A 21402-nucleotide genomic window follows, 5' to 3' on the forward strand; every position below is an offset into this window, starting at 1 on the left:
ATTTTATTAATCTATTTCATATTGATTGTTCAACTTTGCATTCAATTTATCCTGAAAAGGAATTGCAATTTCATCATCAGTAAAAATATTGTAAGATGAAAGAATATCATTAGCACACCATCTGATTTTCCAATTATTGTCTTTGGTCATTTTTTGCATTTTTTGAATAATAATATTTCCTTTAGAAAAATCTTCTTCATCAAGCCAAGAATCTATGAAGGTAAGTGCTTTTAGCCTAATTTTATCATCATTATCACTCAATTCTTGGTAGAGATAATCTATTACTTTTCGCGAAGCAGATGATGGTTCAGAATCATAAAGAATTTCATCAAGAATCTTAAAAATTGTTTTCGAATCATTACTTTTTTTAGCAATTTCAAAAAGTCTGATAAATTCATTGGCAAGAAATTCTTTCCACATATCGGTATCTTCAGAAAGAGCGTAATAAATAGAATCAAGGTTTGTTTCTTCAAATTTTGTGAAGCTTTCGCAATATGCTTTTAACTCACTGGGATGTTTTTTGGCTTGAAACCTTATGTCTTCAAGGTTTTTCTGAAGTTCTTTTTCAGATAAAGAAAATAAATCGTTGAATTTTAAAATGTTTTCAAAAATGGAAATGTCGGTTTTTATTTCTTGATTTTCCGGGTTTCTAAAATCTGATTTCTGAAATTTAGATCTGAAAAATTTTAAACATTTTTCAATTTTATAATCTTGCTGGTCAAGATCATCAATCTGAAATTCAACTTTCTTATTTTTATAATTTAAAGTAAGATATTGTACATCTACTTCATATTTTGAATGTTCTCTATGCTCTTGTTTTTTGATTAATCTTTCGTTTTTAATATTACTCCAAAGCATTTTTTCAGAATTTAAGATAATACCTTGATTATTAATTATTAAAATATCTTTCTGTGAAACTTTTTTCAATAATTTAAATATTTTAAAAAGATAAACGACAATAAAATAAGACGCAATCGCAATCATTACATATTCAAATCCTTTATAATTTTGATAATCAGTTCCTGCAAGACTTATAAAATATATTCCAACAATAATAAAAATCAGATAGCCTAAAAAAGTAATAGCTAACGATAGGTTTGAATAATTAATAACCATTTCTGTAGAAAAATCAGATTTTTCAATTTGAAAATCTTTTTCCTTTTGATACAAATATTCTGTGTAAGCGCACAAAGCACATATTATAGAACCTATAGCAAAAGAAAGACTAAATAAAAATTCTTTTTCAAAAAAATAAACAGAGAGTACTGCAGAAATTACTGTTAGAAAGGAGAATAACAACGTTCCATATTTTTGTTTAATCATGTTTTTTTAAGTTTTTAGCGAAGATACATTTTAAACATAATTTTGAAAGAGTCAAATAAAAATATTCATGAAATTTCATATTATTTTAAACCGATTTACTCGCAAATAAATTTAAAATCTCCTACATTTGTTATATGATACACGACCAGCGCGCAGAAAAATTCAGGCAGATTGTGGAAAATAAGTTCCAAATCTACAATTCATTATTTATGAGCCTGCCTTATGATAAAATGACCAATATCGGGATGTTGCTTCCGTTTCTTTGTGAAGAAAGTAAAAATGGTTATGATGAAGGGAAAACTCCTGTAGAAATCGTTGAAGAATTCTTTAAAAATCATACCGATTTAGAAACTGAAGAGCAAAAACTGGAACTGCTTTTTAAAATTATACAATATATTGAAAGACAGGTGGTTTTGTTTGATAGTATTGAGGATGCCGCATTTCCCGGATTGCATTCTGAAAGCGACAACGGAACGGTTACCAATCTTTATGAAAGATCTTTTCACGATCATAAATTAGAAAAAGTACGTGAAAAACTGAAAGATTTCACGGTTAAAGTTGTTTTTACAGCGCACCCGACTCAGTTTTATCCGAGTTCGGTTCAACGTATCATTCATGATTTAAGAAAGGCAATTACGGATGATTCTATTACCAATATTGATACACTTTTGCAGCAACTAGGAAAAACACCTTTTGTGAATAAAGAAAAGCCAACTCCGATTGATGAAGCGTTGAGTATCATTCATTATTTGCGATATGTGTATTATGATACGATTGGAGAATTATTTACGAAAATCAGAAAAACTTTTGATAACGGACATTTTAACCTGCATGAAGATATCATTCAGCTTGGTTTTTGGCCGGGAGGTGACCGCGATGGAAATCCTTTTGTGACGGCACCTGTTACGAAAAGAGTTTCGGAAGAGCTTCGTACCGCAATTCTGAAATCTTATTACGGGAATCTGAAGGATGTAAGAAGAAGGTTGAGCTTTAGAGGGGTATCTGAAATTTTAACGCAGCTAAGTAATGAACTATACACTGCGATTTTTAGAAATGAAAAAATTACTACAGAAGATATTTTAAAAAGACTGAACGATGTAGAAAAAATCTTAATCAACGAGCACAATTCTCTGTTTTTAGATTTGCTTCAGAATTTCAGAGATCGTGTGAAAATTTTCGGAACTCACTTTGCAACTTTAGACATTCGTCAGGATAGCAGAATTCACCAGAAAGTAATTGATGATGTTTATACAAAACTCTTTGAAAATTCAGACGCTGATTATGTTGAAAAATTCAATAAACTGATTGAAGTTTCAGAAAAAATTGAGACGGAATCTTTTGATGAAATTGTTTCAGATACACTCGTAAATGTTGCTCAAATCAAAGAAATTCAAGAGTTAAACGGGCTTCGTGGAATGAACCGATATATTATTTCAAATTCCGATGCTGTGAAAGATGTGATGAATGTGTATGCATTTTTCAAAATCTCAGGTTATAAAGATGAAGAAATTGATATGGATATTGTTCCGCTTTTCGAAACAATGGAAGGTCTTGCCAATGCTGAAAATGTGATGAATGAATTGTACCAAAATCCGGTTTATCAGAAACATTTGAAAAGAAGAGGAAATCAACAAACGATTATGCTTGGCTTTTCAGATGGTACAAAAGATGGTGGTTATCTTAAGGCAAACTGGGAAATTTATAAAGCAAAAGAAGTTCTCACCAAACTTTCAGAAGAAAACGGAATTAAAGTAATTTTCTTCGACGGAAGAGGCGGACCTCCTGCAAGAGGTGGCGGAAAAACCCACGATTTTTATGCATCACAAGGAAAAACAATTGCCAATAATAAAATTGAATTAACCATTCAAGGACAAACGATTACAAGTATTTTCGGGAATAAAGAACAGGCAAAATATAACTTTGAACAGCTTTTAACAGCCGGAGTTGAGAATGACGTTTTCAAAAATTCAAAAAAAGATTTAACCGAAAAAGAAAGAGCTTTAATTATCGAATTGGCGGATATCAGTTATCAAAAATATTCAGATTTAAAGGCACATCCTATGTTCGTTCCGTATTTGCAGGAAATGAGTACGTTGGAATATTACGGGAAAACCAATATTGGAAGCCGTCCTTCAAAACGTGGTGGCGATAGCGAACTTAAATTTGAAGATTTAAGAGCAATTCCTTTTGTGGGATCTTGGTCTCAACTGAAGCAGAATGTTCCCGGATTTTTCGGGTTTGGTTTTGCGATGCAGCAAATGAAAGAGCAGGGTAGGTTTGAGGAAGTAATCGATTTGTATAAAGGTTCAGATTTCTTTAAAACTTTAGTTTTAAACTCGATGATGAGTATGAACAAATCTTATTTCCCGTTAACGTATTACATTAAAAACAATCCGAAATTTGGTGAATTCTGGAATGTTTTATTTTCTGAATACAACCTTTCAAAAGATATTATGCTTGAATTGACAGGGTTTAAACAACTTCAGCAAGAAGATCCGTTATCAAGAAAGTCGGTGAAAATAAGAGAAAGAATTGTACTTCCTTTGTTGAGCATTCAGCAATATGCTTTAATGAAAATTCAGAAAGGTGAAGGTAATAAAGAAGCTTACGAAAAATTGGTAACACGTTCTTTATTTGGAAATATTAATGCAAGTAGAAATTCAGCGTAAAGAATTTTTAGAAATAAATTAAAAGAGACTGCCATAAAGACAGTCTCTTTTTTTATAAGCCTAATTTGTCATTAGGATTTGCCTGTTCACTGGCCTGATTAATCAAATTGATGCTTGTCGGCGTAACCAAAGGGATATTGTCTGCATCGAGACGTTTTTTTATTTTTTCTAAAGCCTCACTTTTGATGTGAAGCATATTAGAACCAACTGCAATCCAGAATTTAGCCTGAAGATTGAAAATTCCCTGCTTTAAGCTTGTAAAATTCACTTCAGCGGTTTCAAGCTTATCGATGTTTTCTAAATTTTTGATAACATCCAAAATCCCTTGCTGTGCTTTGCTGACATCTTCATCGGCAGGAATTTCAAAATCTAAAATAATTCTTCTCTGCGGTGATGCTGTAATGTTATAAAACGGCGCATTAAAAATGACCTGATTCGGAATGTATGCTTTTTTTCCGTCATCGGTAATCATTTTTGTCGTTAAAAAACCTATTTCCTGTACAGTTCCCGAATGATTTCCTATCGTGATATAATCTCCCACTTTGAAAGCTTTATCAATCCCGATCAGCATTCCTGAGAAAATACTTGAAACCAAATCTTTCAGAGCAACACCGGCAATTACACCGGCAACACCTAAACTACCGATAAACTTCCATAAAAAGCCACTGAATCCCATGATTTCAAGAGCAATAAATGACCCCATCATCATGATAATAAATCTGAAAATTCCGATAATTGTCACTACAGATCCTTCCTTTTTACTATTTGGAAAAACCTTGTGCATGATTTTTACGGCAAGCTTACTAAGATATTTACTGGTGAAAAGAAAAAACAAAAAAACTAAAATACCCACTACAAGCTTCGGCGTGAGCTTGGCAAATGCGATATACCAATTCTCTAAAACTTTATATACTGTATCTACGTAGCTTAAGCCATAATCCATAATAATCTTTTAAATTTTAAAATATTTTTTAAGCAAAAATTTTGCCAGTTATAAAAAGTCTATTAAATTTGTAGACTAATAAAACAAAATATTATGTCAATCAAACTAGGAGATACCGCACCCAACTTTCAGGCAGATTCATCATTAGGAAATATTGATTTTTACGAATACTTAGGAAATTCTTGGGGGATTTTATTTTCTCACCCTGCTGATTTTACTCCGGTTTGTACGACAGAATTAGGTTTTACTTCGAAACTGCAGTCAGATTTTGAGAAAAAAAATACAAAGGTGATTGCATTAAGTGTAGATGGAGTAGAAGATCACAAAAAATGGATTGATGATATTAATGAAACTCAAAATACAGAAGTGAGGTTTCCGATTATTGCAGATAAAGACAGAAAAGTTTCGGAACAATATGATTTTATTCATCCGAATGCTTCTGCAACTGCAACAGTTCGTTCATTATTAATTATTGATCCTGACAAGAAAGTGAGATTGATTATTACGTATCCTGCTTCTACAGGAAGAAATTTTAATGAAATCAACAGAGTTTTAGATTCTCTTCAGCTCGTAGATTCTCATAAAATTGCAACGCCTGTCAACTGGAATGATGGTGACGATGTAATTATTCCACCGTCTATTTCTACAGAAGATGCTCGAAATATTTTTCCTAAAGGTGTTACCGAAATAAAACCTTATTTACGATACACGCCGCAACCCAATAAATAGGCTTAGATTTTTTATTTATTATATATAGTTTAGTTTTAATTTGAAGAAAGCGGCTTGGAATTTCTCCCAAGCCGCTTTCGTTTATTATGATAAAACTGTGTTTTATTATCTTACGTCGTTAGCAATGCTTTTAGCTTTTGAAGTTGGTAAATAAATACTGAAACCAACATTAAATGTAATGTTTGAGTTTAATCCTTCATTACCAAATCCTGCTTGTCCTTGATATTTTACTAATCCTTCAAGTCCAATATTTGGAGTAATGAAATATGAGTAACCAGGACCAACTCCGAAATCTAGACCAGTTGTAGAGTTACCACTTTCAACAGAAGATCCACCAATACCTACGTTACCTTCAAAAAACCATCTACCGTGATTCAATAAATTGTCAACTCCTTTTTCTCCTGGTGAAAGGAAATAACGCCCTAAAGCTCCAACTCCATAATCAAATCTTGTAGGGCTTCCGTTTGTTACTTTAGAAATCCCTAAATTTACGTAACCACCGACAGCAACATTGTCTTCTACAAAGTATGCTCCTTTAGGTTGTAATGCAATGCTATAACCTCCACCAGTGTTTAGTCCGAAGTTACTTGAAAGTAAACTACTTCCTACCATCCAGTTACCTTTTTGAATTTGTGCATTTGCGGTAGTAGCTAAACCTGCGATAGCTAATATTCCTGTAAAAATTAACTTTTTCATATTTATAATTTTAATATTAATGTTTATTATTTTGTTAAAAGTTAAAATTCAATTAATGTGCCAAAATGCTTATTGTGAAAAGGATTTAAATATTTTCAAGAGTTTTGTTAACTAAAAATTAACTTTTTTTTGTTGTTATAAATTAAGAATATTGTAATTGAATTTGCGAAATATTTTAACATAAATAAGAAAACAAAAGTGATTCATAACGCTTTTACTAATGAAGTAATAAAAAAATATTAGTAAGACTTTCTTTTAGATTTTAAAATAAAAAATGGAAGTTACAATATTGCAACTTCCACTTTATATAATGATTGATCAATTATTTAAAGCTTATAAGTAAGCGTAAAATAAAAGTTTCTTGGTGTAATAGGATTTACAGAATAATTTTCGTGAACGTTGAAACTTTTAGTATCAAAAATATTATTAAGTTTTCCTTGTATTGAGAATTTTTTCCAATCATACCCCACGCTGAATGATGCGGTTGTAAAAGGATCTACTTCAAACATTCTTGTTACATTATTTCTTGATACTAATGTAGCTTTTGTATCGTTCCAGCCAGCAAATCTACTACCTACATAGTAAACACCTGCGCCTACTTTTAGACCTTGAAGTTTTTCTCCAAATTTATAAAAAACAGATAAATTTGCTGTAGTAGCAGGAGTTCTTACCAATCTCTGATCTTCCACGTACGAAGAAGGCAAATCTGGAGTATCTTTATAAACTGCATGATTGTAAGAGAAACCTCCGATAATTGATAAATATTTTGTAGGATTTCCTGTAATATCTACTTCAAAACCTCTACTGCTCATTTTACCAATATATTCTTTAATAGTAGTATCACTATTGGCAGCTCCATTAATATCGAACTGCGCAGTTCCATAATATTTATTATATAATATTTGGTATAATGAAACATTGAAAGATAATGCATTTCCAAAAAGGTTTTTCTTCATCCCAACTTCATATTGGTCTATTGTAGTTGGGTTTAGAGCGTTTTGGTTAATATCTTTTCCAGTATTTGTAGAGAATGAATTGGTATATGTTGCAAAAACAGATAAATTATCATTTGGCATATACACTAAACCAAGTTTTGGTGATAAAGCTTGATCTGATGATGATGAATTAGGGGTTAAGGTTTTGATGCCGGTATTGAAATTGGTATTGATTGTCGCCATATTTTCGATATAAGACCAACGTAAACCAGCAATTACTTTAAATTCTTTTGTTAAACTAATAAAATCTTGTGCATAAGCTCCAACTCTTCTTGTTCTTGTTCTATTATTAATATTAAGTTTAGAATCTGGCATTGCAAGATTTGTGTTGTCCCAAGTTGAAGGGTCATCTAGATAAACAACTTTAGACGGAGAATTGGTTAAAGTATAAGTATAAGCATCTGTTTGTCCATAATCTGCATCAGCACCAATTAATACTTTGTGACCAATACTTCCTGTATTAAATTCACCATTTAAGTTTACTTGTGCAGAACCGTAATTTTGTTCACCATTTGTTTTGTTGTAAGGAACCGTCCAAGAAAGTCTAGTAGGACTTGTTTTTGCATACGTCCAAGCTACTCTTTCTGTTGAGAAGTAATCTCTTGTATAGTTTTGGTAAGATGTAGTAGCATTTAACGACCATTTATCATTTATTTGATGATTGAAAGTAACGTTTGTGGAAACCTGTTCTACATTTTGATATTGCCATTTGGTACCAAAAAATGTACTTCTATCTGTGTTTGTATTTAAAGAGTAACTACCGTCATTAGCTGTAATACCTCCAATTCCAAAATCCGGAGTGAAATCATTTTTAAGATAATCTGCTTCAACGATTAATTGAGATTTAGGGCTCAGATTAAATAAGAATGAAGGGTTGAAGTAGTATTTCTCCGATTGTACCACATCCCTGAAACTTTCAGCATATTCATAAGCTCCGTTTACTCTGAATGCAATATTTTTTGTTAAAGGACCATAAATATCAACTGTTGGTTTATAAGAATTCCAGCTACCTGCGTTCAAACCAACGCTTCCTCCAAAATCAAACCTAGGTTTTTTAGTGATCATATTGATAACACCTCCTGCAGCTGTATTTCCATAAAGCATTGCATTGGCTCCTTTTAAAACCTCAACTCTCTCCAATCCGCTTACTTCCGGGAAAACACCACTATTAACTCTTGATCCGTTTTTAAAAATATTGTCATTACCTAATGCGAAACCACGTCCTCCGAAACTATCCTGAGAATTTCCTCTTGAAGAGGTAATGTACATTCCGTTTACATTTTGCAACACATCACTAAGTTGTTTTGCCTGTTGTTGCTCAATAATATCATGAGTAACAATTGCAATGGGTTGTGGAGTTTCCATTACGGTAAGATTCGATTTTGTAGACATCGGGGTTGCCTTGTTAGGGTTTCCTGTCTTACGGATATTCACATCTTCGATGGTTCCGATTCTAATCGTATCAGCTTCTGCATTTTTTAGTTGAGCACTAACTGTAACAGAAATAATCAGTAAGCCTAAAGAGATAATTTGTTTTTTCATTTAGATTATTTAGAGAGGTTTTAAATAATGCGCAAATGTAACATTGTTGTTTAGAATAATTAAAAATTATTTTCTGATTTTTATCATGCTATTTTCGTGAGTTATTTTTCCAATTCTGATGTTTCTAAATTTAAATATCTTTGTTAAAAAATATATCTATGCAATTGGTAAAAGTAGGTCTTTGTGCATTCGGAATGAGCGGTAAAGTTTTTCACGCTCCATTTTTAAAAGAACATCCCGGTTTTTTTATGTCTGCCGTAGTTGAAAGATCAAAGGAAGATTCTAAAGAAAAATATCCCGATGCAGAAATTTACCGTTCGGTAGAAGAGATGCTGAAAAATGCAGATATTGAAGTAGTTGTTGTGAATACTCCGGTTCAGACTCATTTTGAATATGTAAAAATGGCTCTGGAAGCTGGAAAAAATGTAATTGTAGAAAAACCTTTTACAGTTACTGTTTCAGAAGCAGAAGAACTGGTTAATTTGGCTGAAAATAAAAATCTTTTTTTAAGTGTTTATCAAAACAGAAGATTCGACCGAGATTATCTTCAGGTACAAAAAGTTTTGGCAGAAGGAAAATTAGGAAATGTAAGAGAAACTGAAATTCGTTTCGACAGATTCAGAACCGAGCCAAGCGGAAAAGAACATAAAGAAAACCCTGAACAAAACGGTTCAGGATCAATGCACGATTTAGGTTCGCATTTAGTTGATCAGGCGGTCCAGCTTTTTGGCTTTCCTGAAAAACTTTTTGCTGATGTTTTTTCAATGAAAGGGGAGAGTTTTGCCAACGATTATTTTGAAATTCTTTTGTATTATAAAAATGATTTGCGGGTGAGATTAAAATCTTCTGTTTTTACCAAGGAAGAACATTATGCCTATAAAATTCATGGTGATAAAGGAAGTTTTTTGCAAGAGCGTACCGATAATCAGGAAAATGAATTAGTTGCAGGAGCGGTTCCAACTTATGGAAAAGAATGGATGCAACCTTTGAAAGAAGCCGATGGAATTCTTACTTATTTTAATGGAAATTCAGAAACTGAAAGAGTTTTAACTTCAAGTGAATTCGGAAATTATATGAATTATTATCAGCAAATCTACGAACACATTGTTTTTGGATATGCTTTACCGTCTCTAGGAAACGAAGTCGTACAAAATATGAAAATTATTGAAGCCGCTCTTGAAAGTTCTAAAAAAGGAAAAGTTGTTGAATTATAATAGATTTTTGTAACAAATATAGCCAATAACACACCTATTTATAAAGTAAATTATGCAAAAAAGAAGTTCAAGTTTTACTGTCATCGGTTTGCTGTTTGTAGGGATTGCAATGACTTTAGTTCAGGATAATATATATCTAAAATATGGGTTTCTTATTGTAGGAACCGCATTTCTTTTTTACAGTATTTTTACACTGATCAGAAAAAAGTAATTTTAGATATCATAAAAAAATAGCTGTTCAATTACTGAACAGCTATTTTTTTTGTTTTATTTAGTCCTGAAGCTCAAGCCATCTCATCTCATGGTTTTCCAGCTTTTCGGCAAGGCTTTCCAGTTCTGCAGAAAGTTTAGATATTTTCTCGTAATCAGTTTCATTATTCAGTTGTTCCAGAATTGCGGCTCTTTTACCTTCAAATTCCGGAATCTCTTTTTCAATGGTTTCCAGCTCACGTTGTTCTTTGAAAGAAAGCTTTTTTTTTGGAGTTTGAGCTTTCGGAACATCTGCAACAACTGGTTTTTCAACCACCTTTTCAGCTACCGTTTTTGCTTTTTTATCTTCATTTTTCTGGCTTTCGTCTTCCAGTTTTTTATTTTCTCTATATTCTGAAAAGTTTCCGATGAAATCTTTGATTTTTCCTTCACCTTCAAATGCTAAAATATGATCAACAATTCTATCCATAAAATATCTGTCGTGAGAAACGATAATCAAACTTCCCTGGAAATTTAAAAGGAAATTTTCCAAAACCGTCAAAGTAGGAAGGTCAAGATCGTTCGTTGGCTCATCAAAAATCAAAAAGTTTGGGTTTTGATATAAAATATACATCAAATGCAGTCTTCTTTTTTCACCTCCCGAAAGTTTAGAGATTGGTGAATATTGCGTTTGATCATCAAATAAGAATAATCTTAAAAACTGAGATGCTGTAATCGTTCTTCCGTTAGCCAAAGGGAAATTTTCAGAAATTTCTTTAATGAAATCGATCACTCTTTCCTCTTCTTTATACTGAAGTCCTTTTTGAGAAAAATATCCGAACTTAATGGTTTCTCCTGTTTCAATTTCTCCCGAATCTTTTGATTCAAAACCTTGAATAATGTTAAGTAAAGTAGATTTTCCGGCACCGTTTTTTCCTACAATCCCTACTTTTTCTCCTCTTTGGAAAGAATAACTGAAATCTTTCAGCAACAATTTATCACCATAACTTTTAGAAATATCTTTAAGTTCAAGGATTTTGTTACCCAATCTTTTCATTTCAAAATCAAGCTCCAATTTTTCTTTACGGGTATCTGTTTTTGCTACTTTTTCAGTTTCGTAAAAATCATCTTGTCTAGATTTTGATTTGGTAGTTCTTGCTTTAGGTTGTCTTCGCATCCATTCCAATTCCTTTCTGTAAAGGTTTTGCGCTTTATCAATCGTAGAATTCATATTATCCTCACGAATCATTTTGTTTTCAAGATAAGTTGCGTAAGAACCATTATGGAAGTACATATTCTGATCTTCCATTTCCCAGATAATCCCACAAACCGCATCAAGGAAATAACGGTCGTGAGTAACAAGAATTAAAGTGATTTTTGCTTTATTTAAATAATTTTCAAGCCATTCTACCATTTCCACATCAAGGTGGTTGGTTGGCTCATCCATAATCAAAAGAGTGTGACGGTGTTCTGCTCTGGTTTCTGTTAAAAGTTTTGCCAAAGCAACACGTTTAATCTGTCCACCTGAAAGCATTCCCATTTTCGCTGTTAAATCTGTAATTTTCAACTGAGAAAGAATCTGGCTCATTTCATTTTCCAAATCCCATGCTTTGTGAATTTCCATTTCTGCAAGTGCAGTTTCCATCTCATCCGGATTACCTGAAACTAAAGCATGATGGTATTTTTTTAAAGCTAAAATAGGCGCAGAATCTAAAGTCATCATAAACTCGTCAATGGTAAGATCAGACTCAAAATCGATTTCCTGATCAAACAAAACAACCTGAATATCTTTATTAATAACTACAGAACCGCTGTCTGCAATCTCTTTTCCCATCAAAATTTTCAAAAGGGTAGATTTTCCGCTGCCGTTTTTGGCAACTATGGCAATTTTGTCACCTTCATTAACGTGAAATGAGACATTTTTAAACAAAGTTTTGATGCCATATGATTTGGTAAGATTTTCGACTGAAACGTAATTCATTATAGAGTGAAAGTTTTATTTGAAATTTCGATTGAGGCGCAAAAATACGAAAATTAAACCTTAAAAATATGATTGCAAAATTACGTTCGATTCCTAAAAAAAGATATTGGGATTATTTCATTTTAGCAGCAAGATTTTTACTTGCTTTTACTTTTATCAATTATGGTTATAGTAAACTTGTAGATGGTCAGTTTGGAGTTTCTTCCAGTGATTTGCTGGTTCCGTTGAAAGATTTGCCTATGTTTAAAGTAATGTGGTTTTTATTTGATCACGAACCTTTAAAAACAACTGTAGGAATACTTCAGATCATCGCAGGAATTTTACTGCTGTTTGAATCTACCGCGATTTTAGGAGTTATCTTCTTCATTCCCATTGCTGCCAATATTGTTTTAATGGATATCAGTTTTATGGATGAAGGAATGGGACAGGCTTTTACAAGGCGTTTTACATATTACTTTGTTTTATGTTTTCTAATTTTATGGAATGATAAAGACAGAATAAAAATCATTTGGAATGCAATGATAAAAAAGTTTTCGATGAAAAGAAAATTTCCGATATTTCTTTATCTGCTGTTGCCTTTATTTGCAATAATTCTAGAGATTTTACCGGGTATTCCTTACGCTCTTTATTATTATATGACCAATCCTGAAAGAATTTCTGAAAGCTTTAAACTTATTCAAATTCTTTTTCAATAATCCATACATTTTTCTATGCTATGTTTTTTGTAATCATTTTTAATGTAGATTTGAGAAACTAAACTATATCTAAAAACTATGATACAAATTAACTTTCTGGCAATACTTCTTGCCTCATTGATTCCTTTGGTGATGGAATTTATTTGGTATAATCCTAAACTTTTCGGGAAAGTATGGATGAGAGAATGTGGATTAACTGAAGAGAAAATGAAAGGCGCAAATATGGGCGTCGTCTTTATTTTGTCGATTATTTTATCTTTTTTAATCGGAATGTTTCTTCAGTTTGTAACGATTCATCAGTTTGGAGCTTTGGGAATGATTGGTGGTGACGAAACTTTGGCAAAACCTTCTTACGCTGCTTTTATGAATGATTACGGTAAAGCATATCGCTCATTTGGTCACGGCGCTTTGCATTCTTTTATGACGGGAATTTTCTTTGTTTTTCCTTTACTTGCCATCAATGCAATGTTTGAAAGAAAATCTTGGAAATATGTTTTCATCAACACCGGATTCTGGACGATCACTATTACTTTAATGGGCGGAATTATTTGTGGATGGTACGCAATGGACGGATTTAACTGGGTGACTCAAAAATAATTTTAAATATAAATTTTAAGGCTGCATTTGTGGCTTTTTTTATGTCTTATACTTTTAAAATCTTTAATTCAACTACTGAGCTTCCAATTAATTGGAATATCGTCATCGGACAGCAAAATATTATGTTGTCTGAAGAATATTTTCGTGTTTTGGAAGAATCAAAACCGATGAATATGAAATATTGTTTTGTCGGTTTTTTTTCGGATGAAAATTTAATTGGTGGCGCATTATTTCAATATTTAAATTTTATTGAACATAAAAGTTTTCAGAAAGGCGAAGTTTTGTGTAGTATAAGAAATTTTCTGACCAGACAGTTGAGTAAAGATGTGATGATTTTAGGGAATAATATGTTGACCGGGCAAAACGGTTTTTATTTCGACACTTCAAAAATTCCAACTGAAAAAGCGATTCTTTTGTTGAATGAAGCTTCACAAAATATTCAAGCAATATTAGGAAAAACATCTTTGATGATTTATAAAGACTATCAGAAATCGTTTTTGAAAAACTTTGAAGAGAAAAAATTTAAATCATTTTATAGGTTTTCAGTTCAACCCAATATGATTTTAAATATAAAACCGGAATGGAATTGTTTTGAAGATTACAGCAATGATTTATCTAAAAAATACCGTGCAAGACTGAAATCTGCAAAGAAAAAGATAGATGGAATTCAAAAATTGGAATTGGATATTCAGTTGATCAAAAAGTATCAGAATGAAATGAATATTCTGTATCAAAATGTTGCAGAAAACGCTCCTTTTAATACCTTTTTTCTCACAGAAAATCATTTTGAAAGCATGAAACAAAATTTGAAGGAGAATTTCAAAGTCTTCGGATATTTTTTTAATGAAAAACTGATTGGCTTTTATACTTTAATTCTTAATAACAACGATATTGATACCTATTTTTTAGGCTATGATAAAGAGATTCAGAAAGAAAAACAGATTTATCTGAATATGCTTTTTGATATGACCGAATTTGGAATTTCAAATCAGTTTAAACGTATTGTTTTCGGCAGGACTGCGCTCGAAATAAAATCTACAATTGGTGCCGAACCCGTAGAGATTTTTGGTTTAATTAAACATAACAACAAAGCAATCAACTCTTTTATGGAAAAGATTTTCACATCATTAAATCCAAAAGTAGAGTGGATTCAGAGAAAGCCTTTTAAATAAATTAAGAATTCTGTTCACTTTAACGTGATTATTTATATTATTTTTAACTAAACAAAGCTCAAATTTAATAGGATTTTATGAGTGATTGACAGGTGGATTTGAGATTTTTGCTTCAAAATTATTATCATGAAAAAGCTCAACTTTACGTTACTTCTTTTTACCGCGGGTTTTTATTATTCACAAACCATTTCTGGAACTGTAATTTCTAAAAATGAAAATCAACCGGTTTCTTATGCCAAAATTGGTATAGATAAAGAAAATATTGGTGTCATTACTGATGAAAACGGGAATTTTACAATCGACCTTTCTAAAGCAAACACGTCCAATAAAATTAAAGTCGAAGTTGCGGGATATGAACCATTTACTGAAACTGTTGCCAATTTTGTGAAGCAAGATCAACAGAAGATCTATCTGAAAGAGAAAGTGAAAAATATTCAGGAAGTTGTTTTAAAAACTAAAAAATTAGTCGATAAAAATTGGGGAGTGAATACGAAAACTAAAAGTGTGATGTATTCGGTAAATCCGGCATTCAAAAAAGAAGATTTTTTAGGAGAAACTGCATTGGAATTTAAAGCTAGTAAAAAATCTAAAATCAAAAACATTAATCTTAATATTGCAAGTATTACAGCAGATCGACCTGTAATTATGCGGTATACGATTTATAATGAAAAGAATGGTTTGCCAAATGAAAGTATTCTGGATGAAGAAATCACGGTTGAATTAACAAAAGATAAAATTGTTGACGGAACTTTTACTTTGGATGTGAATGACAAAAATATTTGGGTTCAGGGAAAATTTTTTGTAGGAATTCAGTTTTTGAGAGAGTTTGAAGGTAGGGTAAATATCAGTGCTGCACTTTTCAGAACAGGATATATAAGAAAATTTTATGACGAATGGAAGAAAATGACCATTGCCGCTCCGGCTATAAATATTGATGTAAAAGTGGATAAAAATGCAAAAGATCAAAATAAGCACGAAGAGTTGAGTGAGGAAAGTATTGCTTCTTTTTTTCCGGATGTAAGTACTTATCAGATCGCTTCTGAAGAAAGTGTGTACGGAAAAAATCAGGAAGTTGGAAAGATGCTGAATCTTAAAAACGCAAATCTTTATTATGAAGTGTATGGTGAAGGTGAACCTCTTTTTTTACTTCACGGAAATTCAGGAAGCATAAAAGATTTTTATCAGCAGATTCCTGTACTTTCAAAACAATATAAAGTGATTGTAATGGATACAAGAGCGCAGGGAAAAAGCATTGATAAAACTAAAAATGATCTTGATTATAAGATTTTTGCAGATGATGTAAAAGCTTTGGCTGATCATTTGGGATTGCAAAAAATCAATATTGCAGGGTGGAGTGACGGCGGAAATACAGGATTGGAATTTGCTTTAAAATATCCAAAGAATTTAAATCTATTGATTACAATTGGCGCAAATGCTTTTCCGGATGGTGTTGATCAGGAATTACTCAATAATTTTAATATTAAATATAAAGTGTTACAGCTGCAAAATAACCCTGAAAAACTGAATGAAAGAAGACTGTTGAAACTGATGCTGAAAGAACCGAATATCAGTGAAAAACAATTAAATAAAATTCAGAATAAAGTGTTGGTGATTGCCGGTGAAAAAGATGTCATCAAACAAAGTCATACCGAGTTTTTGGCTAAACAAATACCTAACTCTGAACTGAAAATCTATAAAGATGCTACTCACATGATTCCTTTTGAAAATGCAGATCAGCTTAATCAGGATATTTTAGAATTTTTGAAACAATAATCAGGTTATTGTTTCAAAAACTTTTCATAATAGACTTTATCCTTGGTTTGGATTTTTAAATAATAAGTTCCTTTTGCGAAATCTTCTACTTTGATAGATTTTTGAGCAGATTTTAAAATCATTCTTCCCAGATTATCGTAAACTTCGGTTGAAATAATTTGTGCTTCGGTCGCAATATTCAGGATGTTTTTTACGGGGTTTGGGAAGATTGCTATCGTATTCTTTTTTACGAGTTCTGAAGTATTTAATGTAGAATTATAAAAACTTCCAAAATTCAGAATTCCATATCCCATTTGATCGTTGTGTGCAGGAAATAATGAAGCATTCTGTCTTAAGTTTGTTCTCATCAAATCTCTGTTCATTCCCGGAAAAGCCTGAATTAAGCAAGCAACTCCGCCTGCTGCAATGGGCGTTGCAATGGATGTTCCCGAAACTGAGATGATCGTATTATTGTCTACTGTCGCAGATGAAGTTCCTCTTGTACTTGCATCTGGTTTTATCATTCCTAAAGAATTGGGACCGTAAGATGAAAATCCAGAAGCATTTCCTGCAGAATCGACAGAACCAATACTGAAAACTTTAACATTGTCTGCCGGAGTTGTAATATAATGCCAAGAAACTTCACCAGAATTTCCGGCTGCAATTAAAACAAAAATTCCTTTATTTACAGCAATTTCACTGGCTCTTCCAATGAAAGATTTTGTACCGTTCATGTCATTGTAAGTATAGCTGTATTTTGGGTCATCAAAATTATTGTATCCTAAAGAAGTTGTGATAATATCTACCCCTTTCCTGTCGGCTTCTTCCGCGGCTTCAATCCAATATAATTCTTCTTCGGGAACTTCAACTGCTGAATTTTCACTGCGGTAAAGATAAAAATCAGCATCAGGAGCAGAACCCACAAAAGCATCGGCAATGTAACCTCCAATTGCTCCTAAAACTACTGTTCCGTGGTTATTGAGCGAAGGATTATAGATGTCTGTGCCTTTTGATACAAAATCGTAACCGCCTTTTATTTTGTTATTGGTCCATAATCTGGAAAATGCAGAACCTGTATTTACGGTCGGAAATCCGGTATCAATAACGGCAATGGTTACTCCGGTTCCGGTAAATCCGGCAAGATGGAGTGGTCTTAAATTGATTTGATCAATCTGTTCAGATCCTGAACCATAATCGAATATGGTCTGGTTTTTCTGAGTTGATTCAAAATCTGACCATTTATTGGTATTTTGAGTTTTTAAAACTAAAGAAGAATTTTTAGCAAAACTTTCTACTGATTGTACAAAAGGTTGTGTTTTAATTAAATTGACCTGCGCCTGATTGGCATTTACGGCAACACCATTCAGCCATTTTGAATAATCGGTGATCGTAAATCCTAAATTTTGTAGATTTTGAATATAAGATTGCTCGATGGGAGCGTCCTGATCATTTAATGCAATTCCCAATGCAGTACGCCTGTTGAGCGATTTTTGACTCAGCTCAGAAAGTGGATTGGCATAAAATGCAGCTTTGTTGGGTTTACCGGTAAAATAAACAAAAACAAGTTCAGTTTGCGCAAAAGATGTAGAGTAACCCGCTAAAAAACAAAACAGTAAAAGTTTTTTCATCTAATAATTTTTTATAAAGATAAAACAAAATCAATAAAATTTTTGATAGCACTTTAAAATCCTTATTTTTACGAAAATATTCGTTTAAGAAATTACTTTATTAGGAAAAATAAAATCTAAAATCTAAAACCTAAAAGCAATTTTACAAAACTTAAAAAATAAAATTTATATGAAAAAGATACAGATGGTTGACTTGCAGAGTCAGTATTACAAAATAAAAAATGATGTAGACAATGCGGTTTTAAATGTAATGGATTCTGCTGCTTTTATTAACGGACCGGAAGTAAAATCTTTCCAAAACGAAATGGAAACTTATCTGGATGTAAAACATGTAATTCCTTGTGCCAACGGAACTGATGCTTTGCAGATTGCTTTGATGGGCTTAGATTTACAGGAAGGAGACGAAGTGATTACTGCTGATTTTACTTTTGCAGCTACCGTTGAAGTTATTCATTTATTAAAACTAAAATCTGTATTGGTAGATGTAGATTACGATACTTTTACCATCTCTACAGAAGCGATTAAAAAAGCAATTACTCCTAAAACAAAGGCAATTATTCCGGTTCATATTTTCGGACAATGTGCCAATATGGAGGAGATTTTAAAAATTGCTGAAGAACATAATTTATTTGTGATTGAAGACAACGCACAGGCAATCGGTTCTCAATATACTTTTTCTAGTGGAGAAGTGAGACATGCAGGAACAATGTCTACCGTTGGAACAACTTCTTTTTTTCCATCTAAAAATTTAGGTTGTTACGGCGATGGTGGAGCAATTTTTACGAATAATGATGAGCTTGCTCACCGTTTAAGAGGAATTGTAAACCATGGAATGTACGAAAGATATTACCATGATGAAGTAGGAGTTAACTCAAGACTAGACAGTATTCAGGCTGCAATTTTAAGAAAAAAACTTCCGAATCTTGATTCTTACAACGATGCAAGAAGAAAAGCTGCTGATTATTACGATGACGCTTTTGCAGGAAATGAAAATATTCTTACTCCGAAAAGGTCTGAAAATTCAACTCACGTTTTTCATCAATATACTTTGAGAATTTTAAACGGAAAACGTAATGAATTACAAAAGTTTCTTACTGAAAAAGAAATTCCGGCGATGATTTATTATCCTGTTGCTTTAAGAAAACAAAAAGCGTATTATCAGGAAAGCAATGATGCTGATTTTGTAAACACAGATAAGCTTTTGGATCAGGTAATTTCTCTTCCGATGCACACAGAATTGGATGAAGAGCAGTTGAAGTATATTACGGATGCTGTTTTGGAGTTTATGGGATAAATGAAAAAGAGAGTTTTTAAATATAAATTTGTTTATTGGATAATCCTTTCATTAAACATTATTTTATTCATTTCTTTTTCGATAGGTTTAATTAATAGAATTGAAACGGATAATTTTGATAATTCGATAGATGTATTTTCATTTGTTGCTATTATTATGATATGTATTTTGTCATTCTCTTCTCTTATAATGTTTATAATAAAAAATAAAAATTCAATTATAACTTTTTCAGCAGTGTTGTTTTTAATACTTCTGATTATATCTTTTTTTCTCTTTTATTCAATATTCATTGTTAAAGATTTCGGTGAAAATTCTACAGATTTTTATACAGTACCTTTGGTGTATGGGATTATTTTAGGTATTTTATTTATTACTAATTACTTTAAGTTTAGAAAAAATATTAACGAACTTGAAATAGATGAAATTGGTATAAAAAACGATTAAAAACATAAATAAAAAATGGCAATACTAGTCACAGGCGGACTTGGATATATTGGTTCTCATACTGTTGTAGAACTCATTAATAACAACTTTGAAGTAATCATCGTTGATGATTTATCCAATTCGGAAAAATTTATTTTACATAATATTGAGGAAATTACAGGGAAACGACCTATATTTTATCCTTTTGATCTGAAAAGAAAAGAACTTCTTCATCAGGTTTTTGAGGCACATGATATTGAAGGATGCATTAATTTTGCAGCTTTTAAAGCGGTTGGTGAAAGCCAGGAAAAACCGATTGACTATTACGAAAATAATTTGTTTTCGCTGATTAATATTCTTCAGGAATTTAAGGCTAGACAAATATCAAATTTCATTTTCAGTTCATCTTGCACAGTCTACGGACAAGCTGATGAAATGCCAATAGACGAGAATACCCCGCTGAAGATGCCGGAAAGTGTTTACGGAAAGACAAAGCAAATGGGAGAGGAGATCTTAAAAGATTTTGCTCAATCTTACAATAGTAAAATATGTTTACTGAGATATTTTAATCCTATTGGGGCACATCCTTCAGCTTTATTAGGTGAATTACCAATTGGAGTTCCCAATAATTTAGTTCCTTATGTGATGCAGACAGCGGCGGGAATTCGTGAGAAACTAAGTGTTTGGGGAAATGATTATCCTACGGAAGATGGAACTGCAATTCGTGACTACATTTATGTGGTAGACTTGGCGAAAGCGCACGTTGCTGCACTGAAAAGCTTAATGAATAACAATTCTGAAGAAACTGTAATTGATATTTATAATCTGGGAACAGGAAAAGGATCATCGGTCTTAGAAGTTGTAGAAACTTTCGAATCTGCAAATGAAGTAGCTGTACCTTATCAAATTTGCGATAGGAGAGAAGGTGATATCACCATTGCTTATGCCAATGCTGAAAAAGCTGAAAAAGAACTCAACTGGAAATCTGAAACTTCTTTGAAAGAAGCTTTGAAAACTGTTTGGGAATGGCAGAAATATTTAGAATCAAGAAAAAATTAATTTTAACTAAAATAAGACACGAAAAAATATGAAAACGGAAAGAATAGGCATTACATTTTCCTCATTTGATCTTCTGCATGCAGGTCATATCAAAATGTTGGAAGAAGCTAAAACAGTTTGTGATTACCTGATTGTTGGTTTACAGATTGATCCGTCGCACGAACGGCCTACAAAAAACAAACCTACACAAACAATTGTTGAGCGATATATTCAGCTGAAAGCTGTGAATGCAGTTGATGAAATTATTCCCTACTATACTGAGCAGGATTTAGAAGATATTTTAAAATCTTTTGTAATTGATGTAAGGATTATCGGAGACGATTATCTGGATCGTGATTTCACCGGAAAACAATATTGTGAAGAAAAAGGCATTGAGATTTTTTATAATAAAAGAGATCACCGCTTTTCTTCAAGCGATTTAAGGAAAAGAATCTACGAAGCCGAAATGGCAAAATCTAAATAAATAAAAATCCCGAAAAATTAATTTTCGGGATTTTTTAT

The 21402-nt window shown here is 32.1% G+C and carries 18 protein-coding genes; 12 read left to right on the top strand and 6 right to left on the bottom strand.

Features of this window, described 5'->3' with window-relative positions:
* Window positions 1-6 precede the first annotated feature (6 nt).
* Window positions 7-1323 (bottom strand): hypothetical protein, encoded by a 1317-nt coding sequence (locus BUR17_RS01105; RefSeq protein ID WP_074228168.1) that lies wholly within the window; start codon window positions 1321-1323, stop codon window positions 7-9.
* A gap of 134 nt (window positions 1324-1457) precedes the next feature.
* Between BUR17_RS01105 and BUR17_RS01110 the strand changes: the two genes are divergently transcribed.
* Window positions 1458-3992, top strand: a complete 2535-nt coding sequence (locus tag BUR17_RS01110; RefSeq protein ID WP_074228169.1) for a phosphoenolpyruvate carboxylase — start codon at window positions 1458-1460, stop codon at window positions 3990-3992.
* 52 nt (window positions 3993-4044) lie between these two features.
* Here BUR17_RS01110 and BUR17_RS01115 read toward each other — a convergent pair whose 3' ends face one another.
* Window positions 4045-4935, bottom strand: a complete 891-nt coding sequence (locus BUR17_RS01115) for a mechanosensitive ion channel family protein (RefSeq protein ID WP_074228170.1) — start codon at window positions 4933-4935, stop codon at window positions 4045-4047.
* A 93-nt stretch (window positions 4936-5028) separates the two neighbouring features.
* Between BUR17_RS01115 and BUR17_RS01120 the strand changes: the two genes are divergently transcribed.
* Window positions 5029-5664: a peroxiredoxin gene (locus BUR17_RS01120; protein ID WP_074228171.1), complete on the top strand. Its 636-nt coding sequence runs from the start codon at window positions 5029-5031 to the stop codon at window positions 5662-5664.
* Window positions 5665-5769: 105 nt separating this feature from the next.
* Here the strand turns inward: BUR17_RS01120 and BUR17_RS01125 are convergent, their stop codons facing one another.
* Entirely contained in the window at window positions 5770-6360 is a 591-nt protein-coding gene (locus BUR17_RS01125; RefSeq protein WP_074228172.1) for a hypothetical protein, read from the bottom strand.
* A 326-nt stretch (window positions 6361-6686) separates the two neighbouring features.
* Entirely contained in the window at window positions 6687-8897 is a 2211-nt protein-coding gene (locus tag BUR17_RS01130; RefSeq protein ID WP_074228173.1) for a TonB-dependent siderophore receptor, read from the bottom strand.
* Window positions 8898-9055: 158 nt separating this feature from the next.
* Here BUR17_RS01130 and BUR17_RS01135 point away from each other — a divergent pair, with 158 nt between their 5' ends.
* Both BUR17_RS01135 and BUR17_RS20705 read left to right on the top strand, forming a co-directional pair.
* Window positions 9056-10111, top strand: coding sequence for a Gfo/Idh/MocA family oxidoreductase (locus BUR17_RS01135; RefSeq protein WP_074228174.1), 1056 nt, complete (start codon window positions 9056-9058; stop codon window positions 10109-10111).
* A 52-nt stretch (window positions 10112-10163) separates the two neighbouring features.
* Window positions 10164-10322, top strand: coding sequence for a hypothetical protein (locus BUR17_RS20705; protein ID WP_157969169.1), 159 nt, complete (start codon window positions 10164-10166; stop codon window positions 10320-10322).
* Window positions 10323-10382: 60 nt separating this feature from the next.
* Here the strand turns inward: BUR17_RS20705 and BUR17_RS01140 are convergent, their stop codons facing one another.
* The gene (locus BUR17_RS01140; protein ID WP_074228175.1) at window positions 10383-12281 is read right to left on the bottom strand and encodes an ABC-F family ATP-binding cassette domain-containing protein; all 1899 of its coding nucleotides are present in this window, start codon (window positions 12279-12281) and stop codon (window positions 10383-10385) included.
* Window positions 12282-12349: 68 nt separating this feature from the next.
* Here BUR17_RS01140 and BUR17_RS01145 point away from each other — a divergent pair, with 68 nt between their 5' ends.
* The 4 genes from BUR17_RS01145 (at window position 12350) to BUR17_RS20545 (ending at window position 16518) form a co-directional block, all read left to right on the top strand.
* Window positions 12350-12976: a hypothetical protein gene (locus tag BUR17_RS01145; RefSeq protein WP_074228176.1), complete on the top strand. Its 627-nt coding sequence runs from the start codon at window positions 12350-12352 to the stop codon at window positions 12974-12976.
* A gap of 78 nt (window positions 12977-13054) precedes the next feature.
* The gene (locus BUR17_RS01150) at window positions 13055-13573 is read left to right on the top strand and encodes a DUF1761 domain-containing protein (protein WP_317043301.1); all 519 of its coding nucleotides are present in this window, start codon (window positions 13055-13057) and stop codon (window positions 13571-13573) included.
* Between the two features lie 41 nt (window positions 13574-13614).
* Window positions 13615-14745 carry a hypothetical protein gene (locus BUR17_RS01155; protein ID WP_074228177.1) on the top strand — a complete coding sequence of 377 codons (1131 nt, stop codon included), beginning with the start codon at window positions 13615-13617 and terminating at the stop codon, window positions 14743-14745.
* A gap of 126 nt (window positions 14746-14871) precedes the next feature.
* Entirely contained in the window at window positions 14872-16518 is a 1647-nt protein-coding gene (locus BUR17_RS20545) for an alpha/beta fold hydrolase (RefSeq protein ID WP_084550332.1), read from the top strand.
* 5 nt (window positions 16519-16523) lie between these two features.
* On the opposite strand, the gene BUR17_RS01170 is transcribed toward BUR17_RS20545, so the two are convergent.
* Complete coding sequence (locus BUR17_RS01170; RefSeq protein WP_074228178.1) at window positions 16524-18125, bottom strand: S8/S53 family peptidase; 1602 nt, start codon at window positions 18123-18125, stop codon at window positions 16524-16526.
* A gap of 169 nt (window positions 18126-18294) precedes the next feature.
* Between BUR17_RS01170 and BUR17_RS01175 the strand changes: the two genes are divergently transcribed.
* The 4 genes from BUR17_RS01175 to BUR17_RS01190 are packed head-to-tail and all read left to right on the top strand — an operon-like array spanning window position 18295 to window position 21364.
* Complete coding sequence (locus BUR17_RS01175; RefSeq protein WP_074228179.1) at window positions 18295-19419, top strand: DegT/DnrJ/EryC1/StrS family aminotransferase; 1125 nt, start codon at window positions 18295-18297, stop codon at window positions 19417-19419.
* The gene (locus BUR17_RS01180) at window positions 19420-19863 is read left to right on the top strand and encodes a hypothetical protein (protein ID WP_074228180.1); all 444 of its coding nucleotides are present in this window, start codon (window positions 19420-19422) and stop codon (window positions 19861-19863) included.
* 15 nt (window positions 19864-19878) lie between these two features.
* Window positions 19879-20901 (top strand): UDP-glucose 4-epimerase GalE, encoded by a 1023-nt coding sequence (gene galE / locus BUR17_RS01185; RefSeq protein ID WP_074228181.1) that lies wholly within the window; start codon window positions 19879-19881, stop codon window positions 20899-20901.
* A 28-nt stretch (window positions 20902-20929) separates the two neighbouring features.
* Window positions 20930-21364, top strand: a complete 435-nt coding sequence (locus BUR17_RS01190) for an adenylyltransferase/cytidyltransferase family protein (RefSeq protein ID WP_074228182.1) — start codon at window positions 20930-20932, stop codon at window positions 21362-21364.
* Window positions 21365-21402: the final 38 nt, after the last annotated feature.

Origin of the sequence: Chryseobacterium scophthalmum, from assembly GCF_900143185.1 — a bacterium.
GTDB lineage: Bacteria > Bacteroidota > Bacteroidia > Flavobacteriales > Weeksellaceae > Chryseobacterium > Chryseobacterium scophthalmum.